The sequence below is a fragment of the Pseudomaricurvus sp. ABR4_320 genome (assembly GCF_056159445.1).
Genome location: NZ_JBSWVF010000001.1, coordinates 26,014 through 46,185, shown reverse-complemented (window position 1 = coordinate 46,185; position 20,172 = coordinate 26,014). Strand labels below are relative to the sequence as shown.

General features: G+C 46.2%; 15 protein-coding genes and 1 pseudogene. 3 read left to right on the top strand and 13 right to left on the bottom strand.

Annotated features, from left to right (window positions below; all coding sequences use genetic code 11):
• Window positions 1-107 precede the first annotated feature (107 nt).
• From ACXAFR_RS00180 to ACXAFR_RS00135, 10 genes are all read right to left on the bottom strand, one after another.
• The gene (locus ACXAFR_RS00180; RefSeq protein WP_475170300.1) at window positions 108-626 is read right to left on the bottom strand and encodes a DUF2059 domain-containing protein; all 519 of its coding nucleotides are present in this window, start codon (window positions 624-626) and stop codon (window positions 108-110) included.
• Window positions 627-1,011: 385 nt separating this feature from the next.
• Window positions 1,012-1,491 (bottom strand): GNAT family N-acetyltransferase, encoded by a 480-nt coding sequence (locus ACXAFR_RS00175; RefSeq protein ID WP_475170299.1) that lies wholly within the window; start codon window positions 1,489-1,491, stop codon window positions 1,012-1,014.
• A gap of 137 nt (window positions 1,492-1,628) precedes the next feature.
• Window positions 1,629-2,834 carry a winged helix-turn-helix domain-containing protein gene (locus ACXAFR_RS00170; protein WP_475170297.1) on the bottom strand — a complete coding sequence of 402 codons (1,206 nt, stop codon included), beginning with the start codon at window positions 2,832-2,834 and terminating at the stop codon, window positions 1,629-1,631.
• A 60-nt stretch (window positions 2,835-2,894) separates the two neighbouring features.
• On the bottom strand, window positions 2,895-3,287 hold the full coding sequence (locus ACXAFR_RS00165; RefSeq protein WP_475170290.1) for a ribbon-helix-helix domain-containing protein: 393 nt from the start codon (window positions 3,285-3,287) through the stop codon (window positions 2,895-2,897).
• Window positions 3,288-3,312: 25 nt separating this feature from the next.
• Entirely contained in the window at window positions 3,313-3,870 is a 558-nt protein-coding gene (locus ACXAFR_RS00160; RefSeq protein ID WP_475170287.1) for a DJ-1/PfpI family protein, read from the bottom strand.
• Window positions 3,871-4,026: 156 nt separating this feature from the next.
• Window positions 4,027-4,347 (bottom strand): antibiotic biosynthesis monooxygenase family protein, encoded by a 321-nt coding sequence (locus ACXAFR_RS00155; RefSeq protein WP_475170286.1) that lies wholly within the window; start codon window positions 4,345-4,347, stop codon window positions 4,027-4,029.
• A 227-nt stretch (window positions 4,348-4,574) separates the two neighbouring features.
• Window positions 4,575-4,946, bottom strand: a complete 372-nt coding sequence (locus tag ACXAFR_RS00150; protein ID WP_475170284.1) for a VOC family protein — start codon at window positions 4,944-4,946, stop codon at window positions 4,575-4,577.
• Window positions 4,947-5,345: 399 nt separating this feature from the next.
• A complete protein-coding gene (locus tag ACXAFR_RS00145) occupies window positions 5,346-5,726 on the bottom strand; it encodes a LysE family translocator (RefSeq protein ID WP_475170281.1) in 381 nt (126 codons plus the stop codon).
• A 115-nt stretch (window positions 5,727-5,841) separates the two neighbouring features.
• Window positions 5,842-6,264 carry an MAPEG family protein gene (locus ACXAFR_RS00140; protein WP_475170279.1) on the bottom strand — a complete coding sequence of 141 codons (423 nt, stop codon included), beginning with the start codon at window positions 6,262-6,264 and terminating at the stop codon, window positions 5,842-5,844.
• 225 nt (window positions 6,265-6,489) lie between these two features.
• Window positions 6,490-6,987, bottom strand: a complete 498-nt coding sequence (locus tag ACXAFR_RS00135; RefSeq protein WP_475170277.1) for a DUF7000 family protein — start codon at window positions 6,985-6,987, stop codon at window positions 6,490-6,492.
• Between the two features lie 308 nt (window positions 6,988-7,295).
• Between ACXAFR_RS00135 and ACXAFR_RS00130 the strand changes: the two genes are divergently transcribed.
• A complete protein-coding gene (locus ACXAFR_RS00130; RefSeq protein WP_475170275.1) occupies window positions 7,296-8,600 on the top strand; it encodes a D-serine ammonia-lyase in 1,305 nt (434 codons plus the stop codon).
• Window positions 8,601-8,977: 377 nt separating this feature from the next.
• Here the strand turns inward: ACXAFR_RS00130 and ACXAFR_RS00125 are convergent, their stop codons facing one another.
• Window positions 8,978-9,970 carry a DUF6454 family protein gene (locus ACXAFR_RS00125; RefSeq protein ID WP_475170273.1) on the bottom strand — a complete coding sequence of 331 codons (993 nt, stop codon included), beginning with the start codon at window positions 9,968-9,970 and terminating at the stop codon, window positions 8,978-8,980.
• 227 nt (window positions 9,971-10,197) lie between these two features.
• Between ACXAFR_RS00125 and ACXAFR_RS00120 the strand changes: the two are divergent.
• Window positions 10,198-10,324, top strand: a pseudogene (locus ACXAFR_RS00120) (transposase); the annotation flags it as partial.
• Between the two features lie 195 nt (window positions 10,325-10,519).
• Here the strand turns inward: ACXAFR_RS00120 and ACXAFR_RS00115 are convergent.
• Both ACXAFR_RS00115 and ACXAFR_RS00110 read right to left on the bottom strand, forming a co-directional pair.
• Complete coding sequence (locus ACXAFR_RS00115) at window positions 10,520-11,500, bottom strand: alpha/beta fold hydrolase (protein WP_475170271.1); 981 nt, start codon at window positions 11,498-11,500, stop codon at window positions 10,520-10,522.
• A 296-nt stretch (window positions 11,501-11,796) separates the two neighbouring features.
• Window positions 11,797-12,102 carry a DUF1330 domain-containing protein gene (locus ACXAFR_RS00110; RefSeq protein ID WP_475170268.1) on the bottom strand — a complete coding sequence of 102 codons (306 nt, stop codon included), beginning with the start codon at window positions 12,100-12,102 and terminating at the stop codon, window positions 11,797-11,799.
• A gap of 1,709 nt (window positions 12,103-13,811) precedes the next feature.
• On the opposite strand from ACXAFR_RS00110, the gene ACXAFR_RS00105 reads away from it, so the two are divergent.
• Window positions 13,812-20,171, top strand: a complete 6,360-nt coding sequence (locus ACXAFR_RS00105) for an SDR family NAD(P)-dependent oxidoreductase (RefSeq protein ID WP_475170266.1) — start codon at window positions 13,812-13,814, stop codon at window positions 20,169-20,171.
• Window position 20,172 lies beyond the last annotated feature (1 nt).

Sequence of the window (20,172 nt, the reverse complement as noted above, 5' to 3'; positions counted from 1 at the left end):
AAAAGGTTCGTCTCTGGTTGACCACTGCGACCGATCAGAATGCGATAAATCGGTAAGCTGTTGTGATGGCAGTTGGGGCGTTGCAAGGTTTTACATTCAACTCGACGTCATCTTCTGCAATTGCATTCTTTTGCAATGAGCTTAAGTTCGTCGATATAGGCCTGAGTTGTCTCTTGTAGAATCGGCTCCCCAAGCTTTTGAAAATGGATCGTGAATTTTTGTAATGCATCACCGTTAGCCCGAACCTCTTTCTGGCCAAGCTCTGAGGTATAAAAGGTTAATAGGGATTTCAGCTCTTCATCCGTAAAATGCTCGCCGTAGTATTGGCTCCAAACCTTAACGATTTCATCAGCTCCCCACGGGGCGGAGACGTCATTTAAAAAGTTTGTAAATGCATCCGTGAATTTCTTCTGATATTCGGGGCTGGGCTTTAGCTGCCCCATAAGCTGCTGTAGCATTTGCTGGCCAATTTTTTCACCGTGTACTTTGTTCATTTCGAGTTGATTCTCAAACATCGAAAGCAAGCCTTGTGCTTCCATCAACTGTTCGATGGTATCCTCTCGAGCATCGGCTGAAACAGTGATAGGGGAGAGCGCTAACAGGGTTGTAATTAGGAATTTCTTCATTGACGTGTCCTTGTCCAGCATGGAGAACCATAGGAATCGTGGTAAAAGAATGACGCGGCTTTCATGCAGCGTCATTTGAACAGGTGATAATTCCCGAACTTTAACGGCTCTCGGAATCTATGAGGACGTGGATTTACGGGATATTTGAAACGCATCACAGTTTGTCAAAATGGCATTGAATATTTGCCAATTCGAGCAGACTTCTGCGTGGCTACCTCTGATTAACGCCGCGATGGCAACGTAGGTAATTAATGAGAGGTACGCTAGCCGCTCTAGGCGTGAATCCTGGGGTGATCTAGCGACTAGAGACGGCGCACTGTGTGCCTGGTATTGGATAGTCAGCCATAGAAGGGGGAGGGGCAGCTTTTGCTGACTCCGATCTGCTTTAGATCGTGATACTCATGTATTGCACATCAAAGGGCAGGTGGGGGAAGGTCTTTATCTCTCCTTCTGAAAAACCGAGATTCAGATACCAGTTCTTTAGCGTCTGATGTTTAGCGATAATGCCAATGCTGATGGTGTGGATGCTCTGCGTTTTTGCGTAGTCGAAAAAATATCGGACAAGACTTTCACCAATGCCATTGTGACGATAGTTCGGAAGCACAGACAGGCGGTTTAAGTAGGCGACGCCGGGTCTGGGGCTCTCGAAGGCGACGCAACCAACGGCGGCTCCTTGGTCTTGATATAAAAAATAGATCTCCCCACGCTCAAAATCCGCGTTAACCCAAGATGTTTGGCAAAAAGACGGATGCTTCGGGCAATTGTCAATAGTGATATTAAATTGTTCAGCAACATCTCGATTGGATTGGCTAATAATGGTTGCGATGGTCTCCGCATCCTTGGGCGTTGAATTTTTGATGTCCATGGGTAGTTCTTAATATTCCATTCAGAAGGGTGGCTCAATCTTTGGTTTTCTGGTGCTGTAATTGACTCTTGGTTTCTAAGAAACTGGGCGCCGTATAATCCCAGAATTCAACATCCTTTGCCAATATTGCACTGCGGTCAATCGATAGAATCTTGTAGTATTCTTCGTAGATACTTGGGTGTGGTTTTCGTGATCAGAGTTGTGTCGCAGCCTTGAAACCGTGCGAAATGTCTTAACGCCTCCGCAAGGCATTTTAATAATGCCTGCTCATCAAACGAATGTGGATCAATATGCAGATGTTTGATTTCGAGCTGGGTGGCTTTTCGATGCGCTTTGCAATCCATACGTCCAATGAACGTATCTCGGTAGAGTAGTGGCAGGGAAAAATAGCCGTACTGGCGTTTGGCTTCGGGAAGATAACATTCGAGGTTGTAGGAAAACTCAAATAATGCCTGTAAACGTTCGCGCTGAATAACACTGTTGTCAAATGGGGATAGAATCTTAACCCGGTCTTTCATTTTTGGAACCGGGTTTTCCAGAGTGCCCGCCCTGCAAAGAAACTCAGCGCCGTTTTCCAGGAGGATTTGTTCAAGTTTGCCCGAATCTAATTGGTCTGCGACCAAGGCTTTCATGGCATCTCGCAATCCAGGAACCCGGCGGAGATAGGTAAGTCCTTTTAACGTCACAAAGGCAGCGCTGCGCAATTGCTGATTCAGTAAATAGTCCGCTTGCTCTTCGGAGCTTGGTGTACTGGTATCGATCGTGGAGGGGATAACCCGTTCGGTAAGATCATAAGCCTTTTGAAAGCCGTCGCGATCGCAGATCATAAGATCGCCCTGCATATACAGCTGTTCGATTGCCTTCTTCGCGGGTTTCCAGTCCCACCAACCTGAATTTTTTGTTCTGCGGTCTTCGAAGTCCCGCGATCGCAACGGTCCCTCAGACTTAATGCGCGCTAGAATCTCGTTCATTAGCGTGTGATCGGGATTCCGATACCAGTGTGTCTGACCCGATTTGAGTGCCTGTTTATAGGGCAGCGAATACCGAAAATCTTCCATAGGTAGGAATGCGGCAGCATGGGCCCAGTATTCAAAAATGTGTCCGGCGCACAGCATCTCGTTGATCATGGCTGGCGAGAAGCGAGGTACCCTGGAGTAAAGGACATGATGATGCGCGCGTTCTACAACCGAAATAGAATCGATTTGCACATAACCCAAATGTTGAATCGCCTTCTGTGCACCGGCGATTCCGCGACCGAACGGTTGATCCTGCAGTAGGCCTTGTGCCGCCAGGGCAATACGTCGAATGCGCGTGTGCGCTCTTTTGCCGTTGATTACAATCATAAATTAGAATTGACTTGATGAACGCTAAACCTTAATGCGTGAGTTTCAGCGTGTCGATGGTCAATGTCTACCCAATTTACGATCCGCAACCCGCTCCAGTCTTGAGGTGGTTGCCTCTGCTTCGCGCTTAATCAATCGATCGGCATCGACGGATTCCAGCGGCTGAACGCCTTCGCGCTGTAAATCCCCATCGGCGACCATGGACAGATAACGTGCGCAGCAGACGCGCAGAAACGAGGTGAAATTACCGATGTCGTGGTCGGCATCCAGAGATTCCAGATACAGTTTGGTAATCAACTGGTTGAGGGTTAGGGCATCGCGAAAGGCGATCTCCTGTAGGATATTCCAGAAGAAGGTTTCCATGCGGATCGAGGTGACAACGCCGTCGATCCGAAGGGAGCGGGTGTTGCTCGTCCAGAGTGTTGGATCAGCGTTGATAAAAAGGCCGCACATTATAAAACCTCCTTCTGGGGTGCCATTAAAGCAAAGCCATAAATTGGCTCATCAGCGCTGGGTGCGCAGGCCACGCCGGGCCCGTCACCAGCTTGCCATCGGTGATGGCCTCATCCATAGCGACGGTTTGATAATCGCCTCCAGCCAGTTTGATTTCCGGTTCGCAGGCGGGATAGGCCGATACTTTTTTACCTTCCAAGGCGCCTGCGGCCGCTAAAAGCTGTGGGCCGTGGCAGACAGAACAGATGGGTTTATCGGCAGCGACGAATTCCTGAACAATAGCGATAACGCGCTTGTCGAGGCGTAGATACTCGGGCGCACGACCGCCAGGAATGTAGAGCGCATCATAATCAGCGGCATTGATGCTGTCGAAGGTCGCGTTGAGGGTAAAATTGTGGCCCGGCTTTTCGGTATAAGTCTGGTCGCCTTCAAAATCGTGAATCGCGGTTTTTACGGTATCGCCCGCTTTTTTGTCTGGGCATACGGCATCGACGGAATGGCCACAGGCCAGCAACGTCTGGAATGGCACCATATTTTCGTAGTCTTCGACGAAGTCACCGGTAATCATCAAAACCTTGCTCATAGGTATCCCTCGGTTGGTCGGTTATTCGATATGTGCTCGATAACCTATAGAACCACAGTCGCAGCTTGATTGGGTAATAGTATGCTACTACATCGCTGCTGGATGAGAGGAGGCCAGCTTGCTGGCTGGCCGAGGCAAGGAAAGTGTGAGTGGCGATTACTCGAGGCCGTAGTCTCTTTCTACCTTGCAAATGCGTGTTTTGAAGGCTGAATACCATCTCTCATGACCCAGTCGCTGGGCTTCCAGATGTTCCGAATTAGCCTTCCACTGCTTGATCGAATCTAGATCTGCCCAGTAAGACACAGTGATGCCCACGTCCTCCCGTGCAGATTCAACCCCCAGAAATCCTGGTTGTTTTGATGCTAATTCAACCATTTTGTCTGCCATTTGACCGTATCCGTTGTCGCCGTCTGTACGGTGAGAGGTAAATACAACGGCGTAATAGGGTGGTTTTGGCGTTTTAGCGATCAACGACATGGTCATTCCTTTTTGGCATGGTACGGTTTTGGGCAGCTGTCTCAGTTTTTGGTTGGCGTGCTGTTCGACAGCTAATTTCGGGAAGGCCTTTCCAATGCGCGGCATTGTAGTTTGAAACTGGATTGGCACAATGCACTTTTTTGTGACGATTTGTCCGCCAAGGCGCCAGTAGGGATACTTACAACTTTAGCTTAGCGAACAAGCAGTAATCGTATAGCAAAAATGGCTTATGGCTCTGGATTATGGCAGACCATTTCTATGTTATGTTCGTCCGGCCCAATGACAAAAGCGGCATAATAGCGTTCGTTATATTCAGGGCGTAAGCCCGGAGCACCATTGTCTCTGCCGCCAGCCGCTAAGGCGAATCTATAGAAATCATCAACTTGCTGTCGGTTTTCTGCTGTGAACGCTATATGCAGATGAGTTGCTATTGTTCCGTCCCGGCGAATACATAGAGAGGTGTTATTGTCTGGTCGGCAAAGCTCAACACCTAATGGCCCCTCTGAAATGACTTCAACACCGATCGGTTGTAGAACCTTGAGAAAGAATGCTTTGCTGATTTCGTAGTTAGTTGCTCCAAACACGATGTGATCGAGCATACGCTCTCCGCTTCATTGATGATCAATTATGAACCCCTTGTACCTCTCAAACGCGATTTTCTAATCGGTTCTTAGAAAATTTTTAATGAGATTTATCGGGCTTTGAGGCGACATTAGGCTGTTGTCAGGCGAATAGCAAGTTTGGAGTATCGCATATATGAAACTGACTTTACGGCGTTGATTTTGACGCCAGTGATCCTGCGGCTACAAGGTACATACTGCCAACGATTTTATTGCCCCATGAATTGCGAATGACTCTACGTTTAATAGCGGCGGCAGAAAAAGCATAGGCGCCGTAAATGGAAAATGAAATCACCATCGCGCAAATGGCAATACTGAGCACTTGTGGTGTGTAGGGTAATGCAGGATTGATAAATAGTGGGTAGGTTAAGGTGCTCGCTAGGAGTGCCTTAGGATATTGGTTAACGAAAACAACATCGCTGTTACAAACATTTTTGCCTTAGAAAGTTGTATTCCATCGTGTTCAACAGCCTGTTGTCTTTTGAAAAACGCTTTGTAAGCCAAGTAGATTAAATAGCCAACGCCTAACCATTTTAGAAATAACAGAGCAGAGGCATATTGTCTAAGCAGTAACCCTAGTCCAGAAAAGATCAAGGTTGCCTGAATGCCTGTCGATGCCATAAATCCAAAAGGAACATATATTGATTGCCAAAAGCCGTATTTTACCGATTGCCCAATTGCAAACATAACGTTGGGGCCAGGTAGGATAAGTAATGACGTAAAGGTGGCTGAAAAGAGAAGCAACAATTCAATATCCATGGTGAATATCCGTATTCTTTGAGGTGCGTTAATGCGGAGACTTCGGCTTTTCTGATGACAACGCCTGATTTCTTTTTGAACAAAATAACCTAGATCTAACCATTTGGCAGCCTTTTTACATAAGAGCCGCCGCGCAGAGTCCCAGAAGACCAATATTGGATGCCAAGCCGATCAGGAAGAAATAGGATCTTGGGCTGGGATTGGCTTCGGTCGCAATGGCGTAATACAGCGCCATATGTATGATGCGGGATATCGCAAACACCCAGATCAGTAATCCAGTCCAAAAAACACTAGCTCCCGAAAATATCGCCAAAAAAGAGGTTCCTAACATCGCAGGAACGTTTTCAATGGAATTCATAAAGGTGCGATGAGCTCGAAATACAAACGAAGAATGACTGAGATTCTCGTCAATTTTGCCGGGTATCGCACCTGTTTGCGATCCCTTTGATCCGCTGGCGACGAACCACTGAATCAACCAGGTCAGAATCACAAGAAACAAGCCCCATAAGGCTACGGAGTATTCGTCTGAAAAATTCAAAATATGTCCTCATGGTTGTTCCAAATTTGGGGAGCCAAACCAGCTAAAATCGTAAAAATATTATGGTAAAAAGGCAGGGAGGCTCATTCTAGGGATAGTAGACGACAAGTCTTGGTCCATGACAAGAGCGAATCTATGATCCCGAAAAAATAGGTTTGCCAGTGCATAATATGGATTGTTTATGCGATGCGCCCATCGCAACGACAGGAGCTGGATGGCTGCTAGCTATGGTGACTCTATAGATTTCAGGGTGGTTACGATCTCTTCGGTGAGTCGATCGAAAGCCGTGTAAATCGAATCAAACAGCTTCTGTGGGGCATCAAAGTCTGGCTCTGAAAGCAAAACGATTTCTGCAATTGAATATTCTGGCATCGACTTACTGTCGACCCATTCAACATCCTTTAGCGCCTCCCAATAATGGATCTGAATGTCCTTTGTTTGCCCAAGTAGCCATAACTCAAACCGAGCAAGTGGGTGATTGAAGACAATGGCCAATTTGAGTTTGTTCTCTTTCAGATAGTTGTCTTGCAGATAGAAGTAAGTGACGTCCAGATACCCATGAAGAATATTCGCGACAGAATACTGCCCCTTATACCGTTTGAGACAGTCGCTTCTTAGGCTTTGAACAATGCCTACGAGGCGCTGGTAGGTTTGTTGGAGTTGACCGTCGGCAAGTGCTTTCTTGTACGTGGGTATTCGTGTATTTAAACTGCGGTCTGGCATATTTTTTTCCTTAAAGCCTTGGGATGACTCTATGTACCGTTTCTGTGGTTTAGGCACTGTGGCAAGCAGTTCCAGTAAGGTCATAGCCAATAGGTACGATTCTTCAGTTTAATTGCGATTCTTGTTGTCAGCGGATGTGGTCGCTTAAGTTTTGTGATGTTTAGTTCCCAAAGATACTGTTGCTTTACCAGATGAGAATCAACAGTAAATACGGCTTATGTTAATTAGTGGAGCATTGTTTCAGGTGGCAACGTCACATGGCTATTTGTGTTAGATTAGGCGGTTTGACGTATCGAGTGGAGTGAGCAATGGATTTGGATCAGGCAGTGCGGAATCGAATTCCAAGCATTTGGATCAATCCGGACGTCTGCACGGAGAACTCTCTTTCTGAGCATGGCAGAGAACCGATAACTGAGCGGGATTTCAAGAAAGCTTGTCGGTGCTGGGCTGAGATGCAGCCCTTATTTTGCGATGTCTTTCCTGCATTGGGTACCGGCACTCGAATAGATTCACTGTTGAAGCCCATTGGTTATTCCATTGCCGAGTGCGATGTTTATCACGCTCTTCTAAAACACGATCATCGGCTTCCGATTGCTGGATCCATTAAGGCGAGAGGTGGCTTTTTCGAAGTCGTTTCGCACGCCATAGATCTAGCCAAAGCTAGTGGCGCGATGATGGAAAAGGATCCAATCACAAGCCTCACGAAACCCGATATCAAGCATTTATTGGGTAGTCACACAATACGTGTCGCCAGTACCGGCAACCTCGGTGTAAGTGTCGCACTTATAAGCCGCGCGCTAGGGTTTCAGGTTGACGTATTTGTCTCGCGGGAGGCGAAAGCTTGGAAAGTGGCGTATTTGAAAGGCCTTGGCGTTAACGTTCATCAGGTTGCCGGCGACTACACGAGTGGTTTAGTGGCCGCACAAGAAGCACATGATAGTAATCCCGTATCTTATTTTGTCGATGATGAGCGCTCCACCCGGTTATTTTTAGGTTACAGTGCGGCGGGTCCTGAATTAGCCATCCAGCTCAAGGCGCTGGGATATGACATTGGTGCGACTCAGCCTCTATTTGTGTATATCCCCTGTGGTATTGGTGGCGCTCCAGCGGGAATAGCCTATGGATTAAAGCAGATCTTCGGGGACTCGGTACATTGTTTTTTCGTGGAGCCCGTGGCTTATCCGTGCATGATGATTGAAATGTCCACACCGCGGGATGTTCATCCGGACATTAGCGATTATGGAATCAATGATAGGTCTGAAGCCGATGGCCTAGCGGTTGGCAGGGCGTCTCGACTTGCGTCCACCATGATGCGCCATAGATTATCGGGTATCTTTACCTTAGATGATCAAGAAATGCTCACAGATCTTTATCGCATGGCCAAATTGGGTAAGCAGCAGTTGGAACCTTCGGCAGCGGCAGGGCTATCGGGCCCGAGACGATTGCTGGAGTCGCCACAAGGAAAGGCTTATCTTGCTGAGCATGGGCTAGCTGATCATCTAGAAAATGCGGTCCATGTGGTGTGGGCAACGGGAGGCTCTTTGGTGCCTGCTGCAGATCATAATAAGTGGTTTAGTGCCGGACAGCAGTACGAAGAAGGTGTCGTAGAGTGACCAGCTTCCGTCGCCTTCCTTGCTCGCTCACTACGAGCGAACATATGGAAAGGCTACGTAATAAATCCAGTTGGTGCAATTGTCGAGATCGTCGCTGGTGAATCTGCAACAATTCGTGAGTGCGCTGCTCCCAATCGATAGACGCCTTATGATTATTACCTTGAGCTAAAGCAAATAGGCTAACGAAAGATAACTGCGGTATAACTAAGGCCATGCGGATTCCACGCATACTGAGTACCTCCTAGATTACTTTTCAAAACCGCTTAAGGCAGTGAAAGCGGAGTGCATCTAGGGTTGGGACTGGGACATTAATGTGAAGTTCGCCTCAATGAGAAGTGAAGACCGGAGCAATACGTCCGGTCTTTATTTAAAACGGTTTATTTTTGCCAAGGAGTGACTTGGTAAATCAGCAGCTCAGCCTGATTATCACGCTCAGTCATAAAATAGACTTGCATGCCGGTTTCGGTAGGTTCTGCCCAGAAGGCATTATTCGAAACGATCAACTCAGGATCAAGGCCATCACCCTCATCGATATAATCAGTGACCGGTACTTGATGCTCAGGTCGATTGGTTGTCAAGTCGACTAACTCTAATCCGCCAAAAGCCACTTTACCCAGCGGTGTATCGTATTTATTCAAACCGCCGCAAAGCATGTAAGACACACCGGCGTAATGGCAATCCTGATAATCGATAGAGTGCTGAGTATTGGCTTCCCATTCACTTTTAAGATGGTTGCCACGGATTTTCCAGGTGTATAAACGGCGTGATCCCCAGCTAACACCGTGAACCGTCTTTTTGGCCTGGTTATAAACCACACCACCAATGTGATCGTTTTCAGAAAACACCAATTCAGCTTGAAGTGTCTCTGGATCTAAACGAAATACGTTACTGGCACTATTGGGACGATACTCAGCCACTGGTACCCAGATACTTTCTCCATCAAAGTCCATTCCGCCTGGGTGAAAAACATCACCGTCGGACAATTCAACCTGACCGAGTATGTTGCCGTTGATATCAAACTTGAAAACCCATGCACGACCCTGCCCAGTGGTACGATCTAGAGAAAAGTCGTACAACGCATCGGTCGATCCAAATTTTTCGGTACCCTCAAGAATTTCTACTGCAGAAACATAAAAGGCGTCACCAATCTTCAAAAGCCCCTGAGTATGAAAAGTTTGCCAGCCGTTCATTTCAATTTTGTCGAGCAGTTCCCAGCTAGCACTTTTAGTTAATTCACGAAAAGCCAGGGTAGTCTCATCATCACGACTTTTAGCCTGTTTACATTTGTCGTTATTATTGTGTTCAAAAGCCATTGATGCTGCCGAGAAAGCTAAGGCGGCCAGCGCTAAGCCCATTTTTTTGTAACGCATTTTGTAACTCCAATTTCTTTAAAAATATAAAGTTAAAGAAGCTAGTTTTCCTTGTTATTACAAAATCATTTCAATTAAATGTTTTTCATGCCTATATAGGTAACTCAGCTTAATGGGTAGAATATCCAGTTCCACAAGCGGATAACAGGATAGTGTCATGCAGCGAGAAGAAATCAGTTTTTTCGAGTGGTAAGAGCGTTTTCATTCTGAAGTAGCCTGTCGATCGTTTCTTGCTCGTTACTTACCATGGCGTTTCCAAAAAAATATCTGCAGGAATACATCAATGAATTTTGTTATCGCTTCAATCGGAGACACTGGGAAGCACTGATTCCTAACCGAATTCTGAACTTGTGAGTGACGCATCTGCCGGTGCGATCATGCTGATTCTCCTTTAAAGGCATGAAATTGAATATGTATCCGAGTAAAACTATTGACACGTCATCAACAGTGTTAATTATCTGTGTGAAGTAAAGAGGGCAGCGACCGGAAGCATTTTTTTAATTCTTTCTGCTACCTTTGCTGCTCTCCTCAATGATGAGTTGCGGATATTCAATAGCCTTTTTTATCGAGTGGCAATCGTTTTGCTACTTTGGGATCTAGCGCTCCCATGAAGGCTTCTACGTCCCGTGTGTAGGAGTTCTCTAGTCCCAGCAGGATATTCAGCGCTGCATGGCCAGCATTACAAGGCAGTAGAACAATTTCACGGTCTTGTTGGGCGCCTTCTTCGACATATTCCTGTGCTTGAATACATGGCTGATCTTCCCGTACAGTAGAACAGATCGCTAGAATAGGAGGGCCGTAGGGGGCAAGTTGATGAAAGGGCGACGCTCTCCTCTGATAGGTAGCAAATCTGGTAAAAGCATCCAAATAGGCCTCATAAATTGCGCTGCCGTCGACGAGTTGGTTCATGCGGTCGGGAACGTGGTAGGCGGCGGTATCGATTGAAATGGTGCCGAGCCAGGGCTCAATGGCTCGAAAACCTGTACTGGTCCAGTAGGCATTTTGTGTCGCCGACGCCAATAGGGCTAAATGACCTCCCGCCGAGTGACCCATCAGTATCAGGGCATCCGGGTCGCCTTGATACAAATCGGCGTGGGCGCGGATATCTTCTATAGCATCTAGCACATCTTCTGCTTGCTCGACGGCTCTTACCTCTGGGGTCAGGCGGTAGTTGATTGACACAAAAACGAAACCTCTTGGCACCCAGCGGGCAACTTTGTTCGCGACTACATTTTCTGCGCTCTTGTCGCCGTACCCCCATAGGCCACCGTGAACCATAACAATGATGGGACGAGTGTTGGCTTTCGTTGCCGGTAGTAGTGGCCTGTAGACATCGTAACTTTGATAAGGGGAGTCCCCATAGGCGACATCTTTCGTAACGACGACTCCTCTTGGTAATGGGGATATAGTGGATGTCAGCTCGGAGATATCTTCACAGTTGGTGTATTCGACTGACCAGCACCGAGTTGCCAATATCAGTAATACAAGGGGCAGTACAGTATGGATAGGGTAATGAAATATCCGTTTCATGGGCTCTCCTAATGAATTTAGTGACACGAACGGTTGTGCCAAAGTCAGGTGGCGATTCGTGAAAGGCAGAGAGTATCCGAACGGGGTTTTAGCGGCGTTGTATTTTTACCAGAAATTATGAGACTTAATGAAGTGTAGAGTTGTTTCGGGCTAGGTCGATTTAGGTTTTTCTAAGAAAGCGTCTATCCAACATTTTCTGTAGAAATGGATGACAGGTGAATGTCACACTCATTTTTGACAACAGATGGATTGGTCAAATTAGCGAAACCGTTATTTCGTCAGTGCCAAATAAGTATTTACATTTCATCTCGCCAAGATCCACCATTTACTCGGATGAGATTACTTTTTGTCGTGCCGTGTCGAAGTGTAAAGAGATTTTTAACAGCACTATCCTCAAGAAAATTGTCCAGGTTTTTGGCAGAATTAAATTCCAGTACAACGATTTTATTGGGCTTCCAATCGCCCTCTAAAACTGTTGGAGTTACCCCTTCAACCAAATATTTTCCGTCATGTTTATATAGGTGTTCGGGTATTTTATTAACATATTCCATAAATTCAGAAATATTTAGTATCGTAAAATCTAAAATTAAATAGTCTTTCATCAATCTATCCTTAAGAGCGCTGTCTATGATAGCCGAGGGGCGCTCGGAGCATTCAGATGTTTAATGTCCTAATTTTCGAGCCCCATGGCTATAGAATAATTATCGAAACCGATTGAGTGCCAGAATTCCAAACCTCGTACATTATTGACCAATATATCCAAACAAAGTTTTACCGTAGGCTAATAAAGCTTCTTTGCGAGCAGGAAAGCTCTTTTACAATTTTCTGTACCTAGATAGGGTTCAAAGATTAAAAATAATCGCGTACTCCGGCGCGAGTGTGAGTATTCGTTTGAAAAAAGACAGATACGCTTGATGTAAAAGAGTGTTTAAAAACGAACGCTCCATCAGTGCTTTGCAAGTTAGCAAAAGACGTGAATGGTGTCGCAATGGTTGATGAACCATTGATTCGTATAGAGCTCGACACCAATGAACTCACCACATTACTGGAGAAAAGGTATCGAATGGCTCGATCTCGAACTTAATTTTCCAAGAAACCGTTCTATGCTGCCTGTATTGCGGATTGTAATAGATGAGTTAAGGTGATAGTAAAATCGATCACTCGCAAATAACCATTAAAAGATATTGCCAATCATTGCTCTCAGAGTGCTATTGGCATTAAAAAACCTGACGTCTAAGTATGTTGGTTTAGATGCAAGTCCTTTTAACGATAATTCTCCTTATTTTTAAACGCTATCCCATGAGGCATCTGGCCAGCTTGCTTTCCAAAATGCTCTCCGTATGACGTGCAAATCATTCAAATGCCAACCTTAAAAAGGTATGAAGAGTCAATCGATAAAAGATATCATAAAATAAAAGATCAAGTATCCTATCTTTAGATGGCCATTGATTGATGGCCGGAGTTTGTCGATATACACGCTACTCACATCTTCTCTTTATTCTGCTCTAGAGCTTCTTACGATCAAACAGGTCATTGCAATTTTAAGATAGGCCTAACCTAGTTTTCATCGAATCAAGGTTTTTCGAATCAAGGTTTTTCAAGTTAAGCGTCTCTTGGTGGGCATTCTAAACCAAGATATCCACTTTTGACTTTTCCTTTATGCGGGAACTCCTTCGGTCTACTGTCTATTTTATCGGCACTAAATTTCTATTTCGCGAGAAAGGTCGGCCTTTATGCCATTATTTTTTTTTAATTTTAATTCATCTGTTTGGGGGAGATATGGAATTAAAGTTTCGACTAAATTGTACCGAAAATATTTTCGGGTAGTGAAATTTTTTAGAAGTTGTCTCTCTCGTGGAATATTAAGCAAATAAGTCAATAACAAGCATAGAAGCTGGTAAAGCAGTCAATGATTAAAAACAACTATTGGTCATCCGTCTCAAAGCTGCATTAAAAATCTAATCTAGATATATTCAGTGCATGTTTTTTATGAAATATTATTTTGAAATTTAAAGTAAGCTTTGCTGTGTTTAAATTGCGGTTAGCTGTCGCTGGCGTAGATATAAATCTTTGAAAAATACAGAATTAAAAAGACGACGGAACGATCATTTAGTTAAATTTTATAATTTTTAAATGTGCATATTTAACATTAATTGCTTTTTCAGATTCTTAATATAATTTGCGAGTTGAATGCTATTTATAAATTCCAATATTGAATTTTGAGTGAACCTATACAGATTGGTCGATTACTTCGGTCATGTGGTATCTAAATCATCTAGAAAAAAATTGTCGTCAATTGAATGGAGTCATTATGAACGAACCTATTGCTATTACCGGCTTCGGTATGCGTTTCCCCGGAGGTATCTTCGACGAGCAGTCTTTCTGGGATTTTATCAATACCGGAAAAATATCCGTATCGGAAATACCAAATGATCGGTGGGATGTGAATAGGTTCTATGATCCCAATCCCGACTTGCCAGGAAAGATGTACGTTAAACATGGCAATTTTCTTCAGCAGGGCGTTGGCGAATTCGATGCGTTGCATTTTGGTGTGACGCCACGCGAAGCCGATTGTATGGATCCCCAACAACGATTGTTGCTGACGGTGGTGTGGGAAGCTCTACATCATGCCGGAATCATTCCTGAGTCGCTGGTTGGGTCCCGCACGGGCGTATATATAGGCGCATTTACTCTCGACAATTTGATACATCAAATGGGTCCACAAGCTCGTGATCTCATTAATGCACATACCGCCGTTGGATCGACGATGACGATTCTGTCCAATCGCATTTCGTATCTTTTAGATTTGCGAGGTCCAAGCCTGTCTATCGATACCGCGTGTAGTTCATCCCTGGTTGCTCTGCACCATGCTTGTGAAGCAATCTGGTCTGGGCAATGCGAACTGGCATTAGTGGGCGGGGTTAACGTAATGTTTCGACCCGAATATTTTATTGCTATGTGTAAGGGTAAGTTTTTAGCGAAGGATGGCCGCTGTAAAACGTTTGATGCTCGAGCCGATGGTTATGGTCGGGCGGAGGGCGGCGGTGCACTGGTTTTAAAACCTCTAGAGAAAGCCCGTGCTGATGGCGATGTAATACATGGCGTTATTTCTGCAACTGGTATAAACCAAGACGGTCGTTCTAATGGAATAACCAGCCCTAATCGCGATTCGCAAATTGATCTCATACGTAGCGTTCACAGCAATGCTGAAATTTCTCCCGATGAAATTGGTTTTATAGAAGCGCACGGCACGGGTACCCAAGCTGGAGATACTGCTGAGAGTTTTGCTCTTGGAGAAGCATTGGGGAAAGTGAGAAAGTCACCTTTGCCCGTTGGTTCCGTCAAGGCAAATCTCGGGCATCTAGAGGCGGCGTCCGGTATCGCCGGCGTACTAAAAGCGATGTTATGCCTTAAGAATCGTCAGGTAACACCTATTGCAGGACTTGAAACTGTGAATGCAGATATTCCTTTTGACGAGCTTGGCTTGCATTTGCCCAGGGAGTCTGAGGACTTGACCTGTGCCACAGATAAACCTTACGCGGCGATAAATTCCTTTGGTTATGGTGGCACTAACGCTCATGTTGTTTTGCAGCGGCCATCCGAGGATGAGGCACTCACAGAGTCTGTGAATGAAGATTCTGGGTCCATGGGTTACCTCCTACCTCTATCTTGCAAAGATAAAACGGCGTTGTCGCAATCTAGCAAGCTTATCCTCGATTTCATTGCAAAAACGGACGAAATAGCCTTGCGAGATATTGAGTACTCGGCTGCCTGTCATCGTAGTCACATGAGCCATCGAGCGGTTTTCTTTGGAAAAAATCGAAATGAATTACTGCAGCAATTGGATGCGTTTAGCCAAGGAGAGGTGGGTGCTTTAACCCGTTATTGCGAATGTGATGGTGAAGACAGTGGAGTCGTTTTCGTCTTTACAGGCATGGGCCCACAATGGTGGGCGATGGCACGTGAGCTATATTTCTCTGAGCCCGTATTTCAACATGAAGTGAATCGGTGCGCACAAGCGTTCGAGACGGTCAGTGGTTGGTCCATATTGGATGAATTACTTGCACCAGAACAAGATTCAAAAATGTCACAAACGGTTATCGCGCAGCCAACCAATTTTATCGTGCAAGCTGGACTCACTGCATTGTGGCGCGCGCGAGGAATAACGCCTTCTGCGATTGTTGGGCACAGCGTTGGAGAAGTCACCGCAGCCTTCGTCTCTGGTGTTCTTACGTTGGAAGAGGCGGTGACAGTGAGTTATTTCCGCAGCCAGGTTCAATCTCGTGCAGCAGGGCAGGGCGGTATGCTTGCCATTGGGTTGACTGAGTCAGCAACACAAAACTTACTGCAGCAGTACCTTGGTGCAAAAGTAGACATTGCAGCGATTAATGGGCCGGCGTCAGTCACTCTTGCAGGTGATAGCGATGTCCTGTCTGAAATAGCGAGTGCTTTGGAGGAGGCGGGGGAGTTTAATCGTAAGCTTGAAGTAGAGGTTCCCTATCATAGCCCCTACATGGATCCGCTTATGCCGGCGTTGAAGGACGCGTTGGCAGGATTAAAGCCTCGCGAACCTCAGCTTCCACTTTATTCGACGGTTTACGGAGAGCTCGTTGATGGTGTCAGTTTTGATGCTGATTATTGGGTTCAAAACTGCCGTCAAGCCGTGCGGTTTGCACCCGCGTTTATGAAGCTGTTGTCTGCAGGGCATCATGTGTTTCTTGAGCTCGGTCCACATCCCGTACTGTCGACCTCAATGCAGCAGTGTGCCGCAGAAGCGAAGACGAAAATTCACTGTATTACTTCTCTACACCGTAAACAGTCTGATATCTATAGCATCGCAATGGCAACTGCCGAGTTACATAACCTAGGATGTCATCTTGATTGGCAGAAAGTGTGTTCTCCACAGTCTCGTTATCTGCCCTTACCTGCCTATCCTTGGCAAGCAAATCATCATTGGTTAGAGAATCGCGCATCGACAGTAGACCGCCTTTCTGGTGTTGAGCACCCATTACTGGGTACGGCGCTAGAGTCGCCGTTATCCGAGTGGCAAGTATCGCTCGGAACATCTATTCAGCCTTGGTTACCTGAGCATCAGGTAGAAGATCTAACGGTGTTGCCAGGAGCTGCTTATGTCGAAATGGGCTTGGCTGCTCACCGTACTCGGTATGGTGGCTCAACGTCATCATTACAGAATTTGCGCTTTTCGAATGCTCTCATCGTCGGTGCAACGGAAGTGCCCCATGTGCAAACTCGCCTCGACAAGGACGGAATTAATTTTTCGGTGTTTAGCCGCAGGGATGGCGATAGTGATTGGGCGTTACATGCTGAGGGTCGTTTATCGAGTTTGATCCCGACAACGGTTGCCCCGCTGGATCTCGAGTTACTACGAACAAACATGACGGTTAAGCAAAACCGGCAACAGCACTACGATAATATGAATGCCCGAAAATTGAACTACGGAAGGTCCTTTCAAGGCGTGACGCAACTGTGGCGGAACAGTGAGTCTGTGATTGCAGATATTGATGCGCCTGTGACAGTGAAAGACGAACTCACAAGCTATCATTTGCATCCGGCATTATTAGATGCCTGTTTTCAAAGTCTGCTGAGTATTCTGGGTGAGGATGATGACCGCGCGTTTGTGCCCACACAGATTGATACGCTTTATTTATACCAAGCATTACCCGAGTCCTTCTGTTGCTATGGTGTAGTAGATACATTATCGAACGAGCAGCTGGTAGGCAATTTAACCCTGTGCACTAAGCAGGGTGATGTCATCGCAGAGCTCCGAGGTATTCAAGCCAAGGCGTTAAGCCATTCTGCGGAGCTTAGTGCGCAGGAGTTGGATAAATGGCTGTATCAGTACGAATGGCTGGATATTGACCTTCCAGCAACGGAATGTATCCCCCATTCAGATCCGGTTGTGTTGATTGGTAATATTAAAAGAGAAAAATCTCTAGCAAATAGCCTATACACGGAGTTGTCGAAAATAGGCCAACCACTTGTCACCATCAATTATGGCGAATCTTTAATCACCAGCCCGCTTCAGGGATATCAGATCCGTTTAGGTAACAGCGATGATATGCGCTGGGTGTGTGGTGTTATCGCAGAACAACCTGTGGCAGACGTGATTGTGGTGCCACCAGATCAAACTGGCAATCTCGTGAGCGTAGACAGTACCTCAGCGGTTCTTGCTATCGTGCAGGGTATCGCTCGTGCGGAGACTGCGAACATTAAAAGAATGAGTTGCATCACTCATTGTGCGCAACCTATTCAGCGTCAGGCTATAAAGCTAGAGCAAAGTGGCTGTGTAGGTTTGTTCAGGGTTGCGGCAAATGAATATCCGAGGATTCAATTTCGCATAATCGATGTGGATGACGCGTCTCTCAGAGATGGCCCTCAACAACACGTAATACCGGAATTGCTGAATAACAACTCAGAGAATGAAGTGGCTTGGGTCAACCATGCTCGAAAATGTTTTCGCTTACAACGAACTACGGCTGATGCATTAGAAGCGACGGCCGACGCTCGAGCCGGTAGCCGTAAGCGATTCAGTATCGATATCGGGGAGCGAATCGAGCTTCGTGAACTGGATACAAGCGCACTGGAAAAATCGGAAGTCGCTCTGAGTTTAACGGCCAGTACACTGCTATCCAATAAAATTCACCAAAAAACCACCGGGTTACCTGGTCAATTTAACTATGGTGCGAATTTGAGTCTGCACCTTGGTTACGCAGAGCTGCCGTCTGAAGAATCGTCTGAGCTAGGTCGACAAATGATTGTCGTAGACTTTGAACGAGGAAAGTTAGCGAGTCATATTGGTGCTTGTTTGGAGCATAGCTGGAAAATTCCTGATGCACTAACTGTTGCACCCGAACGACTTGCTGATGTACTCCTTTTTACCTGTGCTGAAGTGATACTTAAAGCAAGCAATCTCGTTGCTGAAGAAACGGTTCTGGTGCACGCCATAGATAGCGGTATGGGGGCTGCATTAGCCATGCTCGCAACTCAGCGTGGCGCAAGAGTATATGCTACTGCTGAGGATCCAGAACGAATAATACCCGCATTAAAGGCGCAGTCCATTGAACTGTACGACGCTCATTCTGATGAGTTCGTGTACCGCTTAAATAAGTCTTTGGAAGGCGGTGTAGATCTTGCGCTAAACCCATACAGCGGAGAAGTGGCTTCTAGAACGGTAGCTAGTGTTCGTAGTTCCGGCAGAATGCTGGATTTCTCGTCAGATACCTTGATGTGTAAGCCCGGTATCCTTCTACAGTCGTTGGATATCAATACCCTTGTGAAGCGAGACGTTGGAGAGTTCTTTCACATCATGTTGACTGTGGTAGAGCGATTGAATCGCGATCAGCTACCGGTTTTAAACGACAAGTTGGTGAAGCTTTCAGATGCGCAAGAGATGCTTAGCGCCGAAAAGCAACTGGCCATGCCCGCGGTATTACTGCCAGAGCCAATTTCTGATCAACACTGGTTTTACGCGAGCCCGGTAAGTATTGATGCAGAAGCAACTTACCTAATTACGGGTGGATTTGGTGGCTTTGGTCAAGGCGTTATTGAGGATCTTGTGAATAGAGGTGCGCAACACCTTGTGATCGTCAGTCGCAGTGGTCCAAAAACGTCTGAAGATCATAATTTCCTTGCGGAATTAAAGCGACGGGGCGTTAACGTCATTTGCGCTAAATGCGATATTTCAGACCTGGTGCAGGTCGAAGCGCTCTTTGCTGATGTCATCGCGAAGCTTCCTCCTCTAAAGGGCATCGCGCATACCGCTGGCATTCTTGATGACAGCCCTATTAATTTCGTCACTGCCGAACAACTAGATCGGGTCATGCGACCCAAAGTGTGTGGCGCATGGAACCTACACGAATATTCCAGAGCTGCATCGCTGGATTTCTTTCTATTGTTTTCGTCGATTTCCTCAATGATCGGTGCCGCTGGCCAAGCAACCTATGTGATTGCCAATACCTGGCTTGATACCTTCGCCAGTTATCGACGTCAGCTGGGGCTCCCGGCAACTGCTGTGTGTTGGGGGGCGCTTGACGAGGTAGGTATGGCGGCTATTGATCCAGAAGTCGTCGCGTATTTCTCGAGAGTAGGACTGAAGCCGATGCCTCCACGTAAAGTGTTTGCCTGTTTCGAGTCAATATACAACTGGAGGACTGACAATATTGGTCTTGTTGATATGGACTGGGGAGCCTGGGCCAGCTACTACCCAAGTTGGGGAAAATCACCACGTTACGCGCATTTGGTACCAGCAAAAGATTCAGCCGAATTAAGCAGTGGAGATTGGCTAAAGCACTGGGCAAGCCTCAGTAGCGATGAACAGATAGTAGAGATTCAGCAAAAGCTGATTTCCTTGGTCGCTAAATCGATGAAATTACCTGCTGACAAAATCAGCAGTAGTGACAACCTTCCCAGTCTCGGCATCGATTCGTTAATCGCCATGGAGCTTCAATTGACGATTCAGGAAACATTACAAGTTCGGGTATCCACGCTTGAATTAATGAAAGGCAGTTCGCTACAACAATTGTCAGAACAGATAGGCAAGTTATGTCACGAAACATTGTCTTGCGATACTCCCAGTGTGAAATCGGAAACCGATATCGAGTTACTGGATGACGCTGAACTGGATGATCTCCTCGCAACATTGACGGATTAAC